Here is an 18182-nt window from a genome sequence, read left to right on the forward strand (position 1 = left end):
CGCCGAATTGCCGGCACGGCGAACTTCGCAGTGAGGAAATTCAGCGATCACGATAGCGAACGTCTGCTTCAGGTCGTTATGGCCACGCGAGGCATGCCGCGCCGGCGAATATCTCGCCCACAGCGCGTGGCGCGCACCCCGATGTCGTTTTTTGAAGTCCAATACTGCTTGCTTGACAATGACCCGCCGCGGCTGGCCTTGCACGCGCGGCGCCTATCGCGCGATACGCGATACGCGCTGCCGACACAAAGCGCGAAGCGGACGCGCCCACACCAAGAGCCGCCCGGACGCGTTGGTCAGAACGGCTCGTTACTGCCCGTTGCGAAATCACTGCATGACGACGAAAACCTCTTTCTCTCCTATCGAAAACTCCACGAGGCGAGAACAGCGAAACACCCTCACCTCATTGCCTCCACCTGCTTTTCGGTGCCGTGTCGCTGGCGATGCCGAGTTCCCGGGTCGCGAGATCGGGCTGCGCCCACCTCACCTGCTCCCCCGGCTCCATCGCCGGCAGACCCTGAGCGACCGCCGCAATCGTGCGCGTGACCTCGGCCATGAACGCCCGCCGGAACACCTGAGCCGAAAACCGCTCGGCATTCGCGCGACAGGCCGCCGGCGTGATGTACGCGCTCAGCCGCTCGAAGCGGTCGATCGCGTCGAGCATTGACACCGCCGTCTGACGCGCGAAGAAAACGCCGGTCGGATGCGGGTCGCCGACCGGCACTACCGTTTCGAGCGCCCCGCCCCTGGCGAACGCAATGACCGGCGTTCCGCAGGCCTGCGCTTCGAGCGGCACGATGCCGAAATCCTCCTCGGCGGCGCACACGAAGGCTCGCGCACGCGCCAGATACTCCTTCAGTACCCCGAATGGCTGATAGCCGAGGACCGTCACGTTCGGTCCTGCCTTCGCGCGGATCGACGCCATCTGCGGCCCGTCGCCGATCGCGATCAGCTTGCGCTGCGGCGTGGCGTTGAACGTCTCGACGATCAGATCGATGCGTTGGTGCGGCACCATCCGCGACACGGTCAGATAGAAATCGTCTTTTTCGGTGCGCAGTTCGAATTCGTTCACGTCGACGGGCGGCGGAATCACCGCGGCATCGCGCCGATAGGTTTTCATCATGCACCGCGCGACCGATTGCGAATTCGCGATCAGACGATCGACACCATTCGTCGACTGCGCGTCCCAGCCGCGCAGGTAATGCAGCAATACCCGCGCGGCCCACGACTTCGGCCCGCGCAGCAGATTCGCTTCGCGCAGATACTGATGCTGCAGATCCCACGCATATCGCATCAGCGAGTGCACGTAACTGATGTGCGTCTGATGAGGGCCGACCAATACGCCCTTCGCGACTGCGCAAGAACTGGTGATGATCAGGTCATAGCTCGACAGATCGAACCGTTCGACGGCGAGCGGCATCAAGGGCAAATAGGCGCGATAACGGCTGCGCGCAAACGGCAGGCCTTGAATGAACGACGTGGTGACCGGCTTACCGGCAAGCGGCGTGCGATCTTCGAGGAAATCGACGACGCTGAAAACGTCGGCGTCGGGAAAGCACTCGATGATCTGCCCGAGCACTTTCTCGGCGCCGCCGGGAGCGACCAGCCAATCGTGCACGATCGCCACTTTCATATTCCGTCCTATCTGTCACGAATCGCCACCTGGCCTCAGAGAAGAGTGTATGTGCCACGTTCCTGACTGTGCGTGCGCGTGCCCACATTCGACGTGCGACAGTACGCGAGTAATTCGCAGAGTCCGTTCGCGTCTGCAAAATCACGGCTTCATTCCGGCGCTTTCGTACGTGCACTACGCCTGACATATCGCCCCACGCCTGCTCGCCAGTCCAGCCCACACCTTTACGATCGGAGCGCTGCGCGAGCGACGGGCGCGCGACCTCGACGGCCGCTGTGCCTCGCGTGCCTCGCGTGCCGTTTGGCGATCGGAGCAGTCAGTTGGGAGGGCCGGGTTCGGCCCTTGGGGGAATTCGCCGTGCGCTGCACGGCGCGCGACGCAGTGGTGCTGCTGTCGGACGGCCCGTTGCGCGTGCGCTTCGAAGCGCCTGGCGCGCGGATGATCGGCGACGCGCGCGTGTCGGGCATCGCGCGGCGGGCATCGACGGCTAATTGTCTGAGCACGGTGCCAGGCATTTTCCGCCAGGTGCGCGCGATTGCCGCCGCGGCGGGCGGTATAAGCGGGATCGTGCGGCACGACCGCAACAAAAAACGCGTGTGAACCGTTGGAGCGGCTCACACGCGTCAGAGCGAACAGAAACGCAATTCGCTTAATTCTGGCCGTACGTGATCGTTTGCACGCCGGTGTCCGTGCCGAGCAGGCAAAGGTTCGCGCCGCGGCCCGCGAACAGGCCGACCGTGACGACGCCGGGCCATGCGTTGATATGCGCCTCGAGCGTGCGCGGGTCGCTGATGCTCAAGCCCTTCACGTCGATGATCTCGTTGCCGTTGTCGGTGATGAACGGCACACCCTCTTTCGTCACACGCACGACGGGCACGCCGCCGAGCGCCGTCACGCGCCGGCCGATCGCGGTGCGCGCCATCGGCACGACTTCGATTGGCAGCGGGAAATGGCCCAGCGTCTCGACGACCTTGCTCGCATCCGCGATGCAGACGAATACTTCCGACACCGACGCGACGATCTTCTCGCGCGTGAGCGCGCCGCCGCCGCCCTTGATCATCGCGCCGCTGTGATCGATTTCGTCTGCGCCGTCGACGTACACCGGCAGCGAGTCGATCTCATTCAGGTCGAGCACCTTGAAGCCGTGCGATTGCAGACGCGCGGTGGTGGCGAGCGAACTCGACACCGCGCCGCGATAGCGGGATTTGGTGGCGGCCAGCGCGTCGATGAAGCAGTTCGCGGTGGAGCCCGTGCCGACGCCGATCACCGAGCCTTGCGGCACGTTGGCATTCACGTAATCGGCGGCGGCCTGGCCGACCAGTTGCTTGAGTTCGTCTTGAGTCATGGGAGAGGCGGGAAAAGCGTGAAAAACCCGTAGTTTACCGGAGTGGCGCGGAGAAGGCCGGGTTTGGGTGGCTTTGTGCCGCGGACCACGCTTGTTTGCCGGACACGATTGGACACATTGAGACACAGGAATCATCCATCGCCATCACGAATTGATCGGCGAAATTGCTCTATTCATGAATGCGCACCCGATGGACCTTGATCCTGCTTTCGAAAGGGAATACGACACTGGCTTTTGCGCCAAATCGTGGGGCTACACTAAAGCGCCTCCTGCGCAAATAGCTGTATTTTCCGCACTCAAAGCAAAACGCCCGGAACCACCACCGCGTTCCGGGCGCCCACAATCGGCCAACAACAAGAACGACGACAGAAAAACTACTTCTTCACCGCCCGCTGCCGCACAGCCTCGAACAGACACACTCCGCTAGCCACGGATACATTCAAACTCTCCACCGTCCCCGCCATCGGAATGTTCATGACGACATCGCAGGTTTCACGCGTCAGACGTCGCATGCCCTCGCCTTCGGCCCCCATCACGAGCGCCACCGGCCCGTCGAGTTCCGTTTCGTAGACACTCTTTTGCGCGTCGTCGGCCGTGCCGACCACCCAGACACCCGCGTCCTTCAGTTCGCGCAGCGCGCGCGCCAGATTCGTGACCGTGATGTACGGGACCGTGTCGGCCGCGCCGCTCGCGACTTTCGCGGCGGTCGCGTTCAGTCCCACCGCGCGATCGCGCGGCGCGATCACCGCGTGGGCGCCGGCCGCGTCGGCGACGCGCAGGCAGGCGCCGAGATTGTGCGGATCGGTCACGCCGTCGAGCACGAGGATCAGCGGCGAGCCGCTGATGCCGTCGAGCAGTTCGGCGAGATTCTGCGCAAGCGGCAGATCGCCCGCGCGCGCGACCACGCCCTGATGACGTTCCGTGCGCGCGAGGCCCCACAGACGCGTTTCGTCGGCGGCGATCAGACGCACGCCCGCGTCCTTCGCCGCATGCAGGAAATCGGTCATACGACGGTCCTTGCGCGTCGCGTCGTAATAGACATCCTCGACCGTCGACGCATCGTGCCGGATACGCGCGGTCACTGCGTGGAAACCGTATAAGACCTTATGACGTGCCATGACTGAACAACCTTTGATGGGGCGCGCATTCAACGCGCGCCACTGTGATGAATATGAAACCAAAAGGCAGACCGCGCGCAACCGGCACGTGCTCACGTGCCCGCTGCGCGCGGTCCCGGCGCTGTGAAAGCCTCAGCGCTTCTTGCGTGCCTGCTTCGACGCCGCCTTGGTCGCGACACCGTGCTTCCTCGCCACGCGCGCTTCCTTGACCGCCGCGCTCTGCGCGGGCGCGGCCTTCTTGCGCCGCGGACCCGGCACCGACGCGCCACTTTCCACCGGCGGCATCACGCGCACGCGCGGGCCGGCGCCTTCTCCCTTGTCCGCCGCGATGCCACGTGCCGCAGGCGGCTTGATCGGCGTATCGCGCACAAGGCGGAAGTCGATCTTGCGCGCGTCGAGATCGACGCGGCTCACCTGCACGCGCACGCGATCCGACAGCCGGTAGCGAATGCCGGTGCGCTCGCCGCGCAGCTCGTTCTTGATCTCGTCGTACTGGAAGTAGTCGGAGCCGAGTTCGGTAACATGCACGAGGCCTTCGATGAACAGCGAATCGAGCTGCACGAAAATACCAAACGACGTGACGCCGTTGACCATGCCGCCATACTCTTCGCCGAGCTTGTCGCGCATGAAATAGCACTTGAGCCACGCTTCGACATCGCGCGATGCTTCGTCGGCGCGGCGCTCGTTCGCCGAGCAGTGCAGCCCAAGTTCTTCCCAGATCGCCACGTTGTTCGCGCGCCCGCGGGCGCCCCGCTTTTCCTCGTCGGCCTGTTGCATCGCGCGGGCGCGCGGCGACAGTGCGGTATTGAGCTCGACGCCGTGCGGCGGCTGCGGCTGATACTTGCGGCCCTGCAGGATCGCGTAGATCGCGCGATGCGTGAGCAGGTCGGGATAACGGCGGATCGGGCTCGTGAAGTGCGCGTAGGCCTCGTAGGCGAGGCCAAAGTGGCCGATGTTGTCGGGGCTGTAGACCGCCTGCTGCATCGAGCGCAGCAGCATCGTCTGCAGCATCGAGGCGTCGGGCCGGTCGCGGATCTGCGCCATCAGTGCGGCGTAGTCGCTCGCGTGCGGCGTGTCGCCGCCGCCGAGCGTCAGGCCCATGCCGCGCAGGAAGGTACGCAGGTTCTCGAGCTTTTCCGCGCTCGGGCCCGCATGCACGCGGAACAGGCCCGGATGCTTGTTGCGCTTGAGGAAGTCCGCCGCGCACACGTTCGCGGCCAGCATGCATTCCTCGATCAGCTTGTGCGCATCGTTGCGCGTGCGCGGCACGATCTGCTCGATCTTGCCCTGCGCGTTGCAGACGATGTACGTCTCCGTCGTATCGAAGTCGATCGCGCCGCGCTTCTGACGCGCCGCGAACAGCGCCTTGTAGACGCCATACAGATTCTGCAGTTGCGGCAGCAACGCGGCGCGGCGGGTCGCTTCCGGGCCTTTGGTGTTTTTCAGCACCGCGGCGACTTCGGTGTAGGTGAGCCGCGCGGCCGAATGCATGACGCCCGGATAGAACTGATACGCCTTCACGTCGCCACGCGCGGTGACGATCATGTCGCACACGAGCACGCAGCGGTCGACTTGCGGATTCAGCGAGCACAGTCCGTTCGACAGCTTCTCCGGCAGCATCGGGATCACGCGGCGCGGGAAATACACCGACGTGCTGCGCTCGATCGCGTCGGTATCGAGCCCGCTTTGCGCAAGCACGTAATGCGACACGTCCGCGATCGCGACGATCAGGCGGAAGCCGTCGCCGCGGCCCACCTGCACCGGCTCGCAATAGACGGCGTCGTCGAAGTCGCGCGCGTCCTCGCCGTCGATCGTGACGAGCGGCACGTCGCGCAGATCGACGCGATGGCGAATGTCGGCCGGGCGCACCTCGTCGGGCAGCTTCGCCGCTTCGGCCAGCGCGGCCTCGCCGAACTCGTGCGGCACGCCGTACTTGCGCACCGCGATTTCGATTTCCATGCCGGGGTCGTCGATATCGCCCAGCACTTCGACCACGCGGCCGAGCGGCTGCGAATGACGGCTCGGAAAATCGGTCAGCTCGACCACCACGACCTGGCCAACCTTCGCCTTGCGGGTGTTCTGCGTGATCAGGATGTCGTGGCCGATGCGCTTGTCTTCGGGCGCGACGATCAGCGCGCCGTTCTCGTTGAGCAGACGGCCGATCACGCGCTTGTTCGCGCGGTCGGTGACCTCGACGATGTGCCCTTCGGGCCGCCCACGCCGGTCATAGCCGACGATGCGCGCGAGCACGCGGTCGTTGTGCATGACCTTCTGCATCTCGCCGTTGGGCAGGAACAGGTCGTCCTGGCCGTCGTCGCGAATCAGGAAACCGTAGCCGTCGCGATGGCCCTGGACGCGGCCCGCGACGAAGTTCGACGGATGGGTCAGTTGATAGAGATTGCGCTGATCGAGCCGGATCTGGCCGTCGCGCTCCATTGCGCCGAGACGCTTGAAAAATCCTTCGCGCTCCTGGCGCTTGATCGACAGGGCTTCGGCGATGTCGTTCGCGGCAAGCGGCATTTCGCTCGTGCGCAGCACGCCGAGGATTTCTTCGCGGCTTGGAATCGGATACGGAAATTTGCTCAAGGGCTTGTCGATGATTTTTTCTCGTTGCATGGACGTCGGTCGGCGATGTGGTCCGGCCTAGAAGGCGTTTGCGTAATGCGCGCAGTCGCGCTCGGCTGCATCTGCACGGCGGCTGCGCTGGCTCGGTCATTGCACCTGCTGCTTTCTGCTCTTCTGCTCCACTGCGATTTGCACCGGAAACTGCCTGGGTCCGGCTCGTTCGACGCCAGCCGACGCGCGTCTGCCTGATCGCATGTCGACACTCGCGTCGGGACGCCGGATGTGCATCGTGCCAACGAACTACTGCGAGGCATTCTAACACCCGTGTCGGGCGCCACGCGGGCCTGCGGCGGTGGTTGGGACGCATAGTGCGCCGGGCTCGCCGCGAGGTTGAATCGCGTTCGGCAAATCGCTTGACAGGTCGGAATCTGTCGCTATAATTGCGGTCTTTGCTATTCATCACCTGCCCAGGTGGCGAAATTGGTAGACGCACTAGGTTCAGGTCCTAGCGGTGGCAACACTGTGGAGGTTCGAGTCCTCTCTTGGGCACCAGATTCAAAAGTAGAGCCGCCTTTTGGCGGCTCTCTTTTTTTGTAAGGACCGGTAGTCGAAATCGTTGTTTGTGTTTCGATTGCCGGATCAGCAGGACGGTGGTTCAGTAGCGATTGCATTACTTCGCTGCGCGTTCAACCGAGCGGATGAGAAAAGCAAGTTTGTTTGAAGCAGGAATTGACAAACTTAATCATCTTGCTAAAATAGCGGTCTAGCTTGAAGACGTGCCCAGGTGGCGGAATTGGTAGACGCACTAGGTTCAGGTCCTAGCGGTGGCAACACCGTGGAGGTTCGAGTCCTCTCCTGGGCACCATCAGTAGTTCCGGCGTAAGCCGATGTAGTCCGAGAAACCCCGTAAGATCAAAGTCTTACGGGGTTTTTTTGTTTTACGCGGTCCGATCTATACCGCTGGCATCGGCGATTTTTGCGTATACACGAATCGAAGGGGCACACCATGCCCTGACGCTCAAGCGCAAGGAATTGGGCAATGAAACGAACCTTAAAGCGGAACTTGTCGCGCTCACCGGCGGCGATTATGTGTTTCCGTTCTGCAACGACTGCCCCATCCGCTATCTCCCACCCGATCGTACAGGGTCGACCGAACGCGAATTCCAAGGGAAAGATTCCCATGGAGCTATGCCGGTCGTTTACGCAAACAGATCGAGACCATTCACCAGTCGTTTTGCCAGACGCGGTTGACGCAATTGTTCCAACCACCATTGAAGCGCGCGCCCTTCGTGGTCGCCACGCCACGCAACGTAGAGTATGTTGGGCTCACGGGGATCGGCCGTGGCTTTCTCGACGAGTTCACCTCGCGTGAGCAGCGCCGCAATCCTGCGTCTCGGCAGCCAACCAACCCCGAGCCCGTCGCGCTGGGCCAGAATCTTCGCGCGCATGCTGGGAACGGCAAGCGACGCCTGGCCGCCAACGACGCCGTAGGCACGTCCGGACGTCGTTCTCGACGAATCGGCCACGACGACGGCACGATGGGCCGAGATATCTTCGCGCCTGAGCGGACTTTTGCCTGCCGCCAGCGGATGATGCGGCGCAACCGCGAACACCCATTCCATCACACCCAGTTCGAACCACCGCAGACCGGGTATCGCCGGGGGTTCGTTCGTCGCCCCAACAACCAGGTCGCCTCGACCTTCGCGAAGCGCCTCCCACGTACCGCTCAGCACTTCATTCGTAAGCCGGAGCTTGACCCCGGACTGCAACGCGTCAAACGTACGGACGACCGGCATGAGCAGTTCGAACTCGATGATTTCGTCGGTCACGATCCATAACCGGTCCTCCCACCCGCTCGCGATCTGCCGAACCCGCTGAGTCATGCGGGCCACGTCCTGCATGAGCCGGCCTGCCTCCTCCGCCAGCACATGCCCAGCCGGGGTCAGCTGCAACCGGTAGCGCCGGCGATCGAACAACAACGCGTCGAAGCGGCTCTCGATCTGGCGCGCTGCATGCGAGACAGTTGAAGGCGCCTTGCCCAGTTGCGCGGCCGCGCGCGACAGGCTCCCGGTTTCCCGAATCGCTTCCAGCAATGCAAGCTCTTCCGCCGACAACATGTTCCACTCCATCGAACGGGTACATCGTGCCGATCGTACGGCAATACCATGCTGCTGATCCAGCATGTTGTAACGAATCTGAACGTCTCGCGAACAGGGAGCATCGACATGGGTCTGCTGGTCAATGGTAAATGGCAAGACCGCTGGTATGACCCGGCGTCGACGGGTGGTCGTTTTGTCCGTAGGGATGCCGCGTTTCGCAACTGGGTGACAGCCGACGGCGCGCCAGGGCCCAGTGGTCGTGGCGGCTTTCGCGCTGAAGCTGGCAGATACCACCTGTACGTCAGCCTGGCTTGCCCCCCGGCGCTCAACCTTGTTGCGCGATCCGGAGGGGAGCCTGATTCATATCTTCGGCCCGATGTTGCGCCACACTTGAGACCGCATCAGGGCGGGGCCACCGACGAAATGCCGGAGGCCCGCTGGCGACAATCTCGCGAAGCTCTCTCACGACGGCGCCGGTACGGCGCACGGATTGCAGGCTGTCGCGATCGCGTCGTTTAAAGCTGACTCATGCCACCATCAACGATGATCTCCGTGCCGACGATAAACGCCGATTCGGGTGACGACAGATGCAAGACGGTGGCGGCGATTTCCTCGGGCGTGCCGAAACGTCCCAGGGGAATCTGATTGAGAATTTGAGCGGCAGTGGCTTCGAGGGTCGCTGCATCCATGCCGAGCTTGCCGTACAGCGGCGTTTGCACCGGCCCGGGGCTGACGACATTCACCCGCACGCCGCGCGGCAATAGCTCCGCGGACAAGGTCTTGGCGAGCGAGATCACGGCAGCCTTGCTGGCCGCATAAACGGATGAACCCGGCATGCCGATGTGCGCGTTTATCGAGCCATTGATCACTACCGAAGCACCCTTATTCAAATACGTCAGCAGCGACTGGATCTGAAAATAGGCGCCCTTGACGTTGGTATTGAAACTCGCGTCCCAGAGCGCTTCGTCCACGTCACTGAAAGGCGCAAACTTTGCAGCGCCCGCGTTGATGAAGAGCGCATCGAGCTTGATGCCCGCCTTGCCGATCGCAATGGCGAGTTCGCGCGCCGCCGCAACCGAGCCTGTGTCGTTACGAACTGCCACCGCGTCCGCGCCAAGCACCCGTCTCGCCTCTTCGAGAGCCGCGCTGTCACGGCCCGTGATGACGACTCGCGCACCTTCCGCGGCGAACGCCTTTGCTGCGGCGAGACCGATCCCGCTGCTACCGCCAGTGATCAATACAGATTTGCCATGAAATCGAGCCATGTTTTTCTCCAATGAGCCAGGTGAGTTACTGCAATTCAATGATGCGCCGCCTCAATTGAAATGCCGTACGATCCGGGCGATGCAATCGTTCGGGATTATCGAACATTTGATCAGACGCTCGCGTGGTCCGTGCGGCGTTTTATAACGATTAGCAGCCTCGATGCTGGGCTTAAATGACATTTTCTGGTTATCGGCGGTGAACTTTATCGCGATCATTCCGCTGACCAAACCGCACAAAGGTGCCGACGCAGGCGCAACGGGAGCCGCTGGTCATTGATTGGCGCGCCGAGTGGCACCGTGAGCAACTCCATCCGGCGCAACGCCAGAAAACACCGAGCCCCAGCCCTTCATGCACGGCCTTCGGACGCACCGTTACGTCAATTCGGCGAGCCGCCGCACACGCACGGAATGACGGGGTGGTCGTGGGCTAGGTCAGGCTAGCCAGCCGCGCAGCCGCGCGTGATCGAGAAAGCGATAGACGTCGGGCGCCAGTTCGGACGTGCCGAAAAGCCGTTCGAGTTCGCCGATGATGTCGTCGAGCTCGTGTTCTCCGTCGCAACGCGCGAGGATCGCGCCGGCGCTAGTGTTGAGCTTCACCATCCCTTCGGGATAGAGCAGCACGTAGGCGTCCTGCGCCGCTTCCCACTGCAGGCGGAAGACGCTCCGCAGCCGGGGGCGCAGCGGCACGCCGCTATCGGCGTCACGCGTGTTCATAGGGGTCAGGCCTTTTCGAGCGCATCGAGGATCGACCAGAGAATTATCGAGTTTGAACCGCAGGATATCGAGCGCGCTGCTGCGCCTCGGGCGTGCCCGGCGTTGCGAGCGCCGCCCGCGGCGCCACTACGGCACTGCGGGCGGCATACCGCAGCCCGCTCAGCGATTGGCGATATACATCGTGACTTCAAAGCCGAAACGCACCTCGGCGTACGACGGGGTGATCCATTGCATGGCATGTCTCCTTGTTTGCGATGGGACGGAAGAACCGCACTCGATGCGCGGCCGTTCCCTTCAAAGCAAAGGACATGCCGATATCGCCACGCGAGGCTCGTTTGGCTCGCGCACAAGCCTTCGCCTGGGTATGGGCATCGACATCGTCGATTCGCTGACGTAAGCGGGACAAACGCGTCGCCATACGACGCGTTCGGGAGATGGGCAGTGTTGATTTTTGGAGCACCACTGCTGCGGGATGCAACAACGGTGTGACAGCACGTGGGCGAAACAGAAGTGCTGATGAAAGCGGCGCGGTGGGGTTCAGAAGTCATCCACCTCACGATCCGGCTCGACCGCGGGCATCTTGCGATAGATCGTGTTGCGCGACACGCCGAGCTCGCGCGCGGCCGCCGAAACGTTGCCGCCATGCCGCGCGAGCGCGGCGGCGATCACCGACACGGTCACGTCCCGCAGGCGCGCGCACTCCGGCGCGAACGCATTGCCCGAGCCCGGCGTATCCGCCGCGCCGCTCGACGAAACGCCGCAGCGCAGATCATCGAAGAAGTCATCGGGCAAATGCTCGCGCCGGATCTCGCCGTCCGCGTCGACCATGGCCGCCGCGGTGCGCAGCAGGTTGCCAAGCTGCCTGAAGTTGCCCGGCCATGGACAGCGCTCGAACATCGCCATGACATCGGGTGCGACGTGAAGCGGCCGTCCGCTCGCGCTGGCGATCGATTCGCGCAGCAACATCTTCTGGATCACGACCGCGAGGTCGGTACGGTCGCGCAGCCGCGGCAGACGCACCACGAGGCCATTGAGCCGGTAGTAGAGATCCTCGCGGAAGCGGTTTTGCGCGATCATCTCGCGCAAGTCCCGGTGCGTCGCGCAGATGATCGCGACGTCCACCGCAATGCTCCTCGTCGAGCCGAGCGGGTTGACGACGCGTTCCTGCAGCACGCGCAGCAGCCGCACTTGCAGCGAGTACGGCATGTCGCCGATCTCGTCGAGAAACAGCGTGCCGCCGTTTGCCTGCAGCAGCTTGCCGATCGCGCCTTTGCGCCGCGCCCCGGTGAATGCGCCCTCCTCATAGCCGAACAGCTCGGATTCGATCAGCGTCTCGGGAATCGAAGCACAGTTGACCGCCACGAACGGCCCGGCGCAGCGCGGCGAATCGTTGTGGATCGCCTGCGCGAGCAGTTCCTTGCCCGTGCCGGTCTCCCCATTGATCAGGATCGGAATGTCCTTGCCGATCACCCTCCTGACCTTCGCAATGACCGCGGCGACCTGCGGGTCACCCGTGTCGAGATAGCTCAGACGCGAGAGTCCGGCGGCCGCCTGCGGCGGCTCCTCGCGCGCCACCGCGCGGGCGCCGTCGTGCACGGCGACCGGGCGGTTGCCCTCGGCCAGCGACGCCCGCCTGAACTGCACGCGCGCGCAGACGACCGCGCCGCTGCTCAGGTTGAGCATCAGGTGCGGGTCGAGGCTCACGCGCGCGCGATCGATCAGTTGCGCGCTCGTGGTCTGGAACAGCGACGACAGCGTATGCGCGCGCAGCCCGGCGAGCGACATGCCGAGCTGGAACTGGGCGCTCCGGTTGGCCGACAGAAAGCGTCCGTCGCTCGTGAACGCCACGATGCCTTCCATCAGCGTGCCCAGAAACTCCGGACGACTATGGAAGGACACTTGCAGCGTTTCGTGAAAGGTGGTCGTAAAGAGATGATTCTCGATCATCTGCACCGACATTTTGGCGAGCGCCATCGTGTGCTGATGGTAGCTGCGGTAGTCGCCCGTCACGTCGAGCACCCCGATCGCGTCGCCATACGGATCGAGAATCGGCACGCTCGAGCAGGTCAGGAAGCGGTTTGCCGCCAGGTAGTGCTGGTCGCCGTGCACGACCATCGCGCAGCGCTCGGCCAGCGCCGTACCGATCGCATTGGTGCCCTGGCGGTCCTCGGCCCAGTTCGCGCCGGGCCGCAGCGCGACTTTCTCCGCGCGCGCGAGGAAGTCGTCGTCGCCGATCGAATGCAGGATCAGCCCTTCGGCATTGGTCAGCACGATCATGCTTTGCGTGTCGGCGATCTGCTCGTGCAGCGACTCCATCACCGGCATCGCATGCGCGCACAACACCCGGTTCTGCTCGCGTTTGAGCACGAGACCCGCGTTCGAAAGAACCTCGTATTCCGGCCGCGCCGACGCGCACAGACCAAACGTTTCGGAGCGTTCGTGCGCTTTCTGAATTGCCGGCACGGGAAAGTCATTGGACCGTATGGCAGTCTGAGCCACGGCCCGGTGAACGTCATCGCGCATTGTCTCCCTCCTGGAAAGCCTGGTACCTTGCCGGACTTTTCTTCGTCCTCTTAAGCAAGCTCCGGGCCATCCATTTCAGCGACAGCTTCGCCCGCGATCCTGGCGTCGCCCTCGACCCGAGCGATGCGCGCCAGCGCTGCAACTGTCCTGTTTCTCAACACTCGATCGCCCGGCGTTGTACCGGGATGCAACACATGGAGCGCTCTACGCGCGATATGTGCCGCCGCACGTTTCAGGCGTGCCGCCCTTTCGGACTCGCCCACAAAAATGGCATGTGACTTGCAGTAACGGCACCGCAACCGGATCGACACGGAACAAAGGGGCGACGCCTCTGCCGGCACTGCATCGACAAACACTCAGGAGACGACCATGAAGAACCGTTCGCCCGCCGCAGGCCGGCCGGCTGTCCTTGGAGCGAGCATCGCGATCGCGATGGCACTGAACGTGGCTCCGGTGCACGCCGCCCCGGACTACCCCGCCGTGACCTACGAGCGCCTCGCTCAAGCACAGAGCGACCCGGGCTGGCTCACCTACTACCGCAGCTATAGCGGCCAGTCACATTCGCCACTGAAGCAGATCGATGCATCGAATGTCGCCGGGCTCAAGGAGGCCTGGAGCTATCGGTTCCCCGCGGAACTCAAGCAAGGCTTCGAAGCAACCCCGATCGTCAACGGCGGCTACCTTTTCGTCAGCACGCCGAAAGACAACGTCTATGCATTCGATGTCAGGAGCGGCACGAAGCTCTGGAAATACGAGCCGAAGCTCGGCGCGGAATCGTTCAGGACCGCATGCTGCGACGTAGTGAATCGCGGCGTCGCGCTGTATGGCAAGAACGTCTACGTGGCCATGCTGAGCGGCGAGGTAGCCGCGATCGACGCGCAGAGCGGCAATGTCGTGTGGAAGAAGCAGATGTTCGAACCGGGTCTCGGCTACGCGTTCTCGCTCGCGCCGCTCGCGCTCGACGGCGCGATCGTGGTCGGTACATCAGGCGGCGAGTATGGGATTCGCGGCTATATCGCCGCACTCAACCCCGACGACGGCTCGATCATCTGGAAGCGCTATACGATCCCGAATGCCGGCGACAAGGGCGGCGATACGTGGCCCGACGGCATGCAGGAACATGGCGGCGGCGCGGCGTGGCTGACCGGCACCTACGACGCCGCCACGCGGACGCTGTACTGGGGCGTCGGCAATCCGGGACCGTGGCTCGCCGCGCTGCGTCCCGGCGACAATCTGTACTCCGATTCCCTGCTCGCGCTCGATCCGAAGAACGGCGACCTGAAGTGGCACTATCAGTACACGAGTAACGACACGTGGGACTACGACGGCGTCAACACGCCGGTTCTTGCCAACATCAGCTACAAGGGCAAGCAGTATGACGCCATCATCCATGCCGACCGCAACGGCTTCTTCCACGCGATCGATCGCAAGACCGGCAAGCTGATCTACGCGGAGCCGTTCGTCAAGGCGCTGTCGGTGACGGGCTATACCGCCGACGGCAAACCAGTTCAGGACGCCAGCCGGTTTCCCAAGGCCGGCACGACGATCAACACCTGTCCGAGCTTTCTCGGCGGCAAGAACTGGTGGTCGACTTCCTACGATCCCGAGCGGCACATCGCGGTGGTGCCCTCGCTGCATGCGTGCATGAGCCTGTCCGGTAAGTCGGTCAGCTACATGGAGGGTCTGCCCTATCTCGGCGAAGGCTTCGAGATCCAGCCTGAACCGGGCAGCCAGGGTTATGGCGAGCTTCAGGCCATCGATGTCAATACCGGCAAGAAGCTGTGGGGTCACTGGACCAGGATGCCCTGGAACGGTGGCGTCGCCACCACGGCCAGCGGCCTCGCCTTCAGCGGCTCGCTCGACGGCCATCTGTACGCGTTCGACGTGACGACGGGCAAGGTGCTGTGGGAGAGCCCACAACTCGCGAGCGGCATCGTCGCGCAACCTTCCGTGTTCGAAGTCGACGGCAAGGAATACGTGGCCGTGCTCGCGGGCTACGGCGGTGCGAATCCGATCTGGGGCGGCCCGATGGCCGACGTCGCGAAGGACGTTCCGCGCGGCGGCACGCTGTACGTGTTCGCGCTCGATCGCAGCTAGGCGCAGCCACCGCACCCGCATCGTTCCGCCCATCCGGCCTTCGCAGCCGCATCTTTCCGCGCCCGCACGCAGCCCATGCGGGCGCGGTGTTCCCGCCATCAGAGGAACGCACCATCATGAACATTCGATTCACTCACCTTGCTCTCGCCGGCGCGCTCGTCGCCGGCGCCGCACATGTTGCCGCCCAGGCGGCCGCGCGGACGTCGTCCAGCGTCCGCGTGTGCACGATGCCCGGCAGCCCTTCGGCCGAGCTGGACAAGTCCGTTGCACGCGCGGTGTTGAGCGCGGCGGGCATTACCGCGAAATTCGCGCCGCGCGGCATCGACGACGACGGCGGCGACGACGGCATCTCCGCTCGCGAGCTCTCGGCATCGCTGCAGCGCAACTGCGACGTGATCGCGGGCTTTCCGCGTTCGAGCGTGGCCGACGGCTCCGACTCGCACCTGCTCTTTTCCGGGAGCTATCTGCACTCCGGTTACGTCAGCGTCACGCTGCGCGGCGCCCATGCGGCCAACACCCCCGTCACGGCGCCGGACGGCAAGATCACCATTGCCGCCACCTGGTCGAGCCCGTCGCAACTGATCGCGGTTCAGCAGAAGAACGCGCGCTTCGATCTGGAAACCACCTCCGAGCTGACCGTCGACGCCCTCGCGAAAGGGCGCGCCCAGCGCGCGATCGTCTGGTATCCGGCCGTGGTGGCGTATCGGCATGCGCACCCGCAGCAGCACTTCGACGTTGCCGTCGCCGAGTCGCCCTATGCCGACTGGAATCTGGTGTTCGCGTCGGGGCCCGACACGCAGCCGCTGCAAAAGCGCATCGATGACGCGCTCACGCGTCTGCGCAGCGATGGCCGGCTCGCAGCGCTCACGCGCAACTGGGCGCTGCCAACCACCATCGCGAGCGGTTCGGCGACCGCGGCCAGCACTCACGCGAATCTCGCGCGCTATCTCGACGGCCCGATCCAGGCGTCGCCGCGTGCGGACCTATGGCGCGTGGGCGGCATGCCCGCCGCCGGCGGCTTCATCAAGGTTGCCGCGACGACCGAGACACCGTCGTTCGATCACGATCAGGTCACCCACGGTGAACATCTGTATACGGATTCGTGTGCGAAATGCCACGGCGAGAAGCTCGAAGGCAACACCGCGCCGTCGTTGATCGGACCGGCCTTCGCGCCAGCGGCGAACTCGCATCTGACGATCGGCGGCATTTACCAGTACATGTCGACCAACATGCCCGCGGATCATCCCGGCAAGATGAGCGACGAGGAGTACGCCGATCTGATGGCCTTCCTGCTCTATACGAATGGCTACGACACCGGCAGCGCGAAGCTGACCGCGCAAGCCGCGCAATCCTCGACCACACCGCTGAACGCCGGACCGCGCCACTAACACGTTGCTTCGCACCGCATTACGACGCCACGCCGCTTCAATCGAATGCGGCATGGACGACCCATTTCTTTTCTCAGGGCATCATCATGGTCTCTCACAACCGCAGACACTTCATTCTCCAGGCCGCGGGCCTGTGTGCCGCGCTCGCCAGCGCCGAGCTCGCGTTAGCCGCGCCGCCCGCCGTCGATGAAAACGACGCCACGGCCAGCTCGCTCGGCTACCGTGCGAAAGCGAGCAGCGTCGACGCAGCGAAGTTCCCCAAGTACCACGCGGGCCAGACCTGCGCGAACTGCCGTTTCTACACTGGCGCAGCGGGCGAGGCTTCAGGACCGTGCCCGATGTTCCCCGGCAAATCGGTTGCCGCTGACGGCTGGTGCAACGTCTATGCGCCACGCGTTTGAGCGCTGGTCCGTGGGTGCGCCGCGAAGCGGCGCACCCACGACGGCAGGCGAAGACACGTCGCCCCCGGACCCTTCGCTCGCTGATTCGATGCGATAGCTGAACGACGTTCGAGCTCTGCTAAGCTACGGTCCGCCGCACCTATTCTTAGGCTCCCGAACAAACCGCGAGATCATTTGAACCGGAGAAGATCGATGTCGACGCCCTGGCTGGGGCGCTGCCTGTGCGGCGCGGTGCAATACGAAGCTCGCGGTGATTCACTCGCGCAACTGATCTGCCATTGCCGCGATTGTCAGCGCGCTTCAGGTTCCGCGGGGTTGCCGGTCGTCGTAGTGAGAGCCGCCGGCTTTTCGTTCAAAGGCGACGTCAGGCCTTATACGAAGATCGGCGGCAGCGGAATGCCCACGACGCGCAACTTCTGCGCTCATTGCGGCAGCCTGCTATTCGCTACGCCGCATCATGCGCCGGACATCGTGACCCTCTATGCCGGCACGCTCGATGATCCTGCGCGGTTCAAGCCCGAGTTCGCCCAGTTCACGTCCGAACGCCATCAACTGGATGCCCACCAGCCTGACATTTCCCACCATCCGCGAAGAGCGTCCTGACCGGTGCAATCAAAGATGCCGTGTTTGCGCGGGCGGACTGCCCCAGTCGTCGTGCAGCCCATCGCGATAGGTGACTGGCGCATTCAGCGCGGCATCGAGATCGAGTTCATCGAGGCACATGATGTTCACGTTGATATACGGATACCCCGTGCCGTTTGGCATATCGATGCGATCGAATACGTGAACCCCGCAGCGTTTGCAGAACGGGTGATGCGCGACCGCATTGTGCCCCTGATATTCGCTGAGCGCGGCTTCATCCGAAAGAAGACGAAAATCTTCCCGGCGAACCTGCACGTGCCAGAATCGCAGCCTGCTGCAGTAGCTGCAATTGCATTTCGACGTGCCCTCGTCGAAATCGATGCGAGCCTCGAACTTCACGAATTGGCAATGGCAACTTCCGAGGTACGTGCGCAACATGGGGTTCTCCGGGG

Annotated in this window: 15 protein-coding genes, 2 tRNA genes and 1 pseudogene; 8 read left to right on the plus strand and 10 right to left on the minus strand. The window is 63.6% G+C overall.

Features of this window, described 5'->3' with window-relative positions; genetic code table 11:
- Nucleotides 1-403: 403 nt before the first annotated feature.
- Nucleotides 404-1633 carry a glycosyltransferase family 4 protein gene (locus tag HDG37_RS02510; RefSeq protein WP_184044023.1) on the minus strand — a complete coding sequence of 410 codons (1230 nt, stop codon included), beginning with the start codon at nucleotides 1631-1633 and terminating at the stop codon, nucleotides 404-406.
- Nucleotides 1634-1975: 342 nt separating this feature from the next.
- Between HDG37_RS02510 and HDG37_RS02515 the strand changes: the two genes are divergently transcribed.
- A complete protein-coding gene (locus HDG37_RS02515) occupies nucleotides 1976-2233 on the plus strand; it encodes a hypothetical protein (protein ID WP_184044024.1) in 258 nt (85 codons plus the stop codon).
- Between the two features lie 49 nt (nucleotides 2234-2282).
- Here HDG37_RS02515 and rpiA read toward each other — a convergent pair whose 3' ends face one another.
- The 3 genes from rpiA to rnr form a co-directional block, all read right to left on the minus strand.
- Complete coding sequence (gene rpiA, locus HDG37_RS02520; RefSeq protein ID WP_018418246.1) at nucleotides 2283-2978, minus strand: ribose-5-phosphate isomerase RpiA; 696 nt, start codon at nucleotides 2976-2978, stop codon at nucleotides 2283-2285.
- 374 nt (nucleotides 2979-3352) lie between these two features.
- Nucleotides 3353-4096 carry a 23S rRNA (guanosine(2251)-2'-O)-methyltransferase RlmB gene (gene rlmB / locus HDG37_RS02525; protein WP_184044025.1) on the minus strand — a complete coding sequence of 248 codons (744 nt, stop codon included), beginning with the start codon at nucleotides 4094-4096 and terminating at the stop codon, nucleotides 3353-3355.
- A gap of 132 nt (nucleotides 4097-4228) precedes the next feature.
- The gene (gene rnr / locus HDG37_RS02530; protein WP_184044026.1) at nucleotides 4229-6712 is read right to left on the minus strand and encodes a ribonuclease R; all 2484 of its coding nucleotides are present in this window, start codon (nucleotides 6710-6712) and stop codon (nucleotides 4229-4231) included.
- A gap of 414 nt (nucleotides 6713-7126) precedes the next feature.
- On the opposite strand from rnr, the gene HDG37_RS02535 reads away from it, so the two are divergent.
- Together HDG37_RS02535 and HDG37_RS02540 are read left to right on the plus strand one after the other, a co-directional pair.
- Nucleotides 7127-7213, plus strand: a tRNA-Leu gene (locus tag HDG37_RS02535).
- A gap of 226 nt (nucleotides 7214-7439) precedes the next feature.
- A tRNA-Leu gene (locus HDG37_RS02540) sits at nucleotides 7440-7526 on the plus strand.
- Nucleotides 7527-7860: 334 nt separating this feature from the next.
- On the opposite strand, the gene HDG37_RS02545 is transcribed toward HDG37_RS02540, so the two are convergent.
- Nucleotides 7861-8778: a LysR family transcriptional regulator gene (locus tag HDG37_RS02545; RefSeq protein WP_184044027.1), complete on the minus strand. Its 918-nt coding sequence runs from the start codon at nucleotides 8776-8778 to the stop codon at nucleotides 7861-7863.
- 108 nt (nucleotides 8779-8886) lie between these two features.
- Between HDG37_RS02545 and HDG37_RS38970 the strand changes: the two are divergent.
- A pseudogene (locus HDG37_RS38970) lies at nucleotides 8887-9078 on the plus strand (glutathione S-transferase family protein); the annotation flags it as partial.
- 197 nt (nucleotides 9079-9275) lie between these two features.
- Here HDG37_RS38970 and HDG37_RS02550 read toward each other — a convergent pair.
- The 4 genes from HDG37_RS02550 to HDG37_RS02565 form a co-directional block, all read right to left on the minus strand.
- The gene (locus HDG37_RS02550) at nucleotides 9276-10025 is read right to left on the minus strand and encodes an SDR family oxidoreductase (RefSeq protein ID WP_184044482.1); all 750 of its coding nucleotides are present in this window, start codon (nucleotides 10023-10025) and stop codon (nucleotides 9276-9278) included.
- Between the two features lie 432 nt (nucleotides 10026-10457).
- Nucleotides 10458-10739, minus strand: a complete 282-nt coding sequence (gene pqqD, locus HDG37_RS02555; protein WP_184044028.1) for a pyrroloquinoline quinone biosynthesis peptide chaperone PqqD — start codon at nucleotides 10737-10739, stop codon at nucleotides 10458-10460.
- A 159-nt stretch (nucleotides 10740-10898) separates the two neighbouring features.
- The gene (gene pqqA / locus HDG37_RS40230) at nucleotides 10899-10973 is read right to left on the minus strand and encodes a pyrroloquinoline quinone precursor peptide PqqA (protein ID WP_090805708.1); all 75 of its coding nucleotides are present in this window, start codon (nucleotides 10971-10973) and stop codon (nucleotides 10899-10901) included.
- Between the two features lie 303 nt (nucleotides 10974-11276).
- On the minus strand, nucleotides 11277-13262 hold the full coding sequence (locus tag HDG37_RS02565) for a sigma-54-dependent Fis family transcriptional regulator (RefSeq protein ID WP_184044029.1): 1986 nt from the start codon (nucleotides 13260-13262) through the stop codon (nucleotides 11277-11279).
- A gap of 369 nt (nucleotides 13263-13631) precedes the next feature.
- Between HDG37_RS02565 and HDG37_RS02570 the strand changes: the two genes are divergently transcribed.
- The 4 genes from HDG37_RS02570 to HDG37_RS02585 all read left to right on the plus strand — a co-directional run bounded on the left by HDG37_RS02570 (nucleotide 13632) and on the right by HDG37_RS02585 (nucleotide 17751).
- Nucleotides 13632-15359, plus strand: coding sequence for a methanol/ethanol family PQQ-dependent dehydrogenase (locus HDG37_RS02570; RefSeq protein ID WP_184044030.1), 1728 nt, complete (start codon nucleotides 13632-13634; stop codon nucleotides 15357-15359).
- A gap of 116 nt (nucleotides 15360-15475) precedes the next feature.
- The gene (locus HDG37_RS02575; protein WP_184044031.1) at nucleotides 15476-16747 is read left to right on the plus strand and encodes a c-type cytochrome; all 1272 of its coding nucleotides are present in this window, start codon (nucleotides 15476-15478) and stop codon (nucleotides 16745-16747) included.
- An 86-nt stretch (nucleotides 16748-16833) separates the two neighbouring features.
- A complete protein-coding gene (locus HDG37_RS02580) occupies nucleotides 16834-17148 on the plus strand; it encodes a high-potential iron-sulfur protein (protein ID WP_184044032.1) in 315 nt (104 codons plus the stop codon).
- Nucleotides 17149-17340: 192 nt separating this feature from the next.
- Complete coding sequence (locus HDG37_RS02585) at nucleotides 17341-17751, plus strand: GFA family protein (protein ID WP_184044033.1); 411 nt, start codon at nucleotides 17341-17343, stop codon at nucleotides 17749-17751.
- Nucleotides 17752-17760: 9 nt separating this feature from the next.
- Here the strand turns inward: HDG37_RS02585 and HDG37_RS02590 are convergent, their stop codons facing one another.
- Nucleotides 17761-18168 (minus strand): GFA family protein, encoded by a 408-nt coding sequence (locus HDG37_RS02590; protein WP_184044034.1) that lies wholly within the window; start codon nucleotides 18166-18168, stop codon nucleotides 17761-17763.
- Between the last annotated feature and the right edge of the window lie 14 nt (nucleotides 18169-18182).

Origin of the sequence: Paraburkholderia sp. MM5384-R2, from assembly GCF_014201025.1 — a bacterium.
In the GTDB taxonomy this organism is placed as follows: domain Bacteria; phylum Pseudomonadota; class Gammaproteobacteria; order Burkholderiales; family Burkholderiaceae; genus Paraburkholderia; species Paraburkholderia tuberum.

Bases quoted from the DNA above. Each gene is read 5' to 3' on its own strand.
- HDG37_RS02510 (WP_184044023.1), bottom strand. From the start codon at position 1,633: ATGAAAGTGGCGATCGTGCACGATTGGCTGGTCGCTCCCGGCGGCGCC.
- rpiA (WP_018418246.1), bottom strand. From the start codon at position 2,978: ATGACTCAAGACGAACTCAAGCAACTGGTCGGCCAGGCCGCCGCCGAT.
- rlmB (WP_184044025.1), bottom strand. From the start codon at position 4,096: ATGGCACGTCATAAGGTCTTATACGGTTTCCACGCAGTGACCGCGCGT.
- rnr (WP_184044026.1), bottom strand. From the start codon at position 6,712: ATGCAACGAGAAAAAATCATCGACAAGCCCTTGAGCAAATTTCCGTAT.
- HDG37_RS02545 (WP_184044027.1), bottom strand. From the start codon at position 8,778: ATGTTGTCGGCGGAAGAGCTTGCATTGCTGGAAGCGATTCGGGAAACC.
- HDG37_RS02550 (WP_184044482.1), bottom strand. From the start codon at position 10,025: ATGGCTCGATTTCATGGCAAATCTGTATTGATCACTGGCGGTAGCAGC.
- pqqD (WP_184044028.1), bottom strand. From the start codon at position 10,739: ATGAACACGCGTGACGCCGATAGCGGCGTGCCGCTGCGCCCCCGGCTG.
- HDG37_RS02565 (WP_184044029.1), bottom strand. From the start codon at position 13,262: ATGCGCGATGACGTTCACCGGGCCGTGGCTCAGACTGCCATACGGTCC.
- HDG37_RS02570 (WP_184044030.1), top strand. From the start codon at position 13,632: ATGAAGAACCGTTCGCCCGCCGCAGGCCGGCCGGCTGTCCTTGGAGCG.
- HDG37_RS02575 (WP_184044031.1), top strand. From the start codon at position 15,476: ATGAACATTCGATTCACTCACCTTGCTCTCGCCGGCGCGCTCGTCGCC.
- HDG37_RS02580 (WP_184044032.1), top strand. From the start codon at position 16,834: ATGGTCTCTCACAACCGCAGACACTTCATTCTCCAGGCCGCGGGCCTG.
- HDG37_RS02585 (WP_184044033.1), top strand. From the start codon at position 17,341: ATGTCGACGCCCTGGCTGGGGCGCTGCCTGTGCGGCGCGGTGCAATAC.
- HDG37_RS02590 (WP_184044034.1), bottom strand. From the start codon at position 18,168: ATGTTGCGCACGTACCTCGGAAGTTGCCATTGCCAATTCGTGAAGTTC.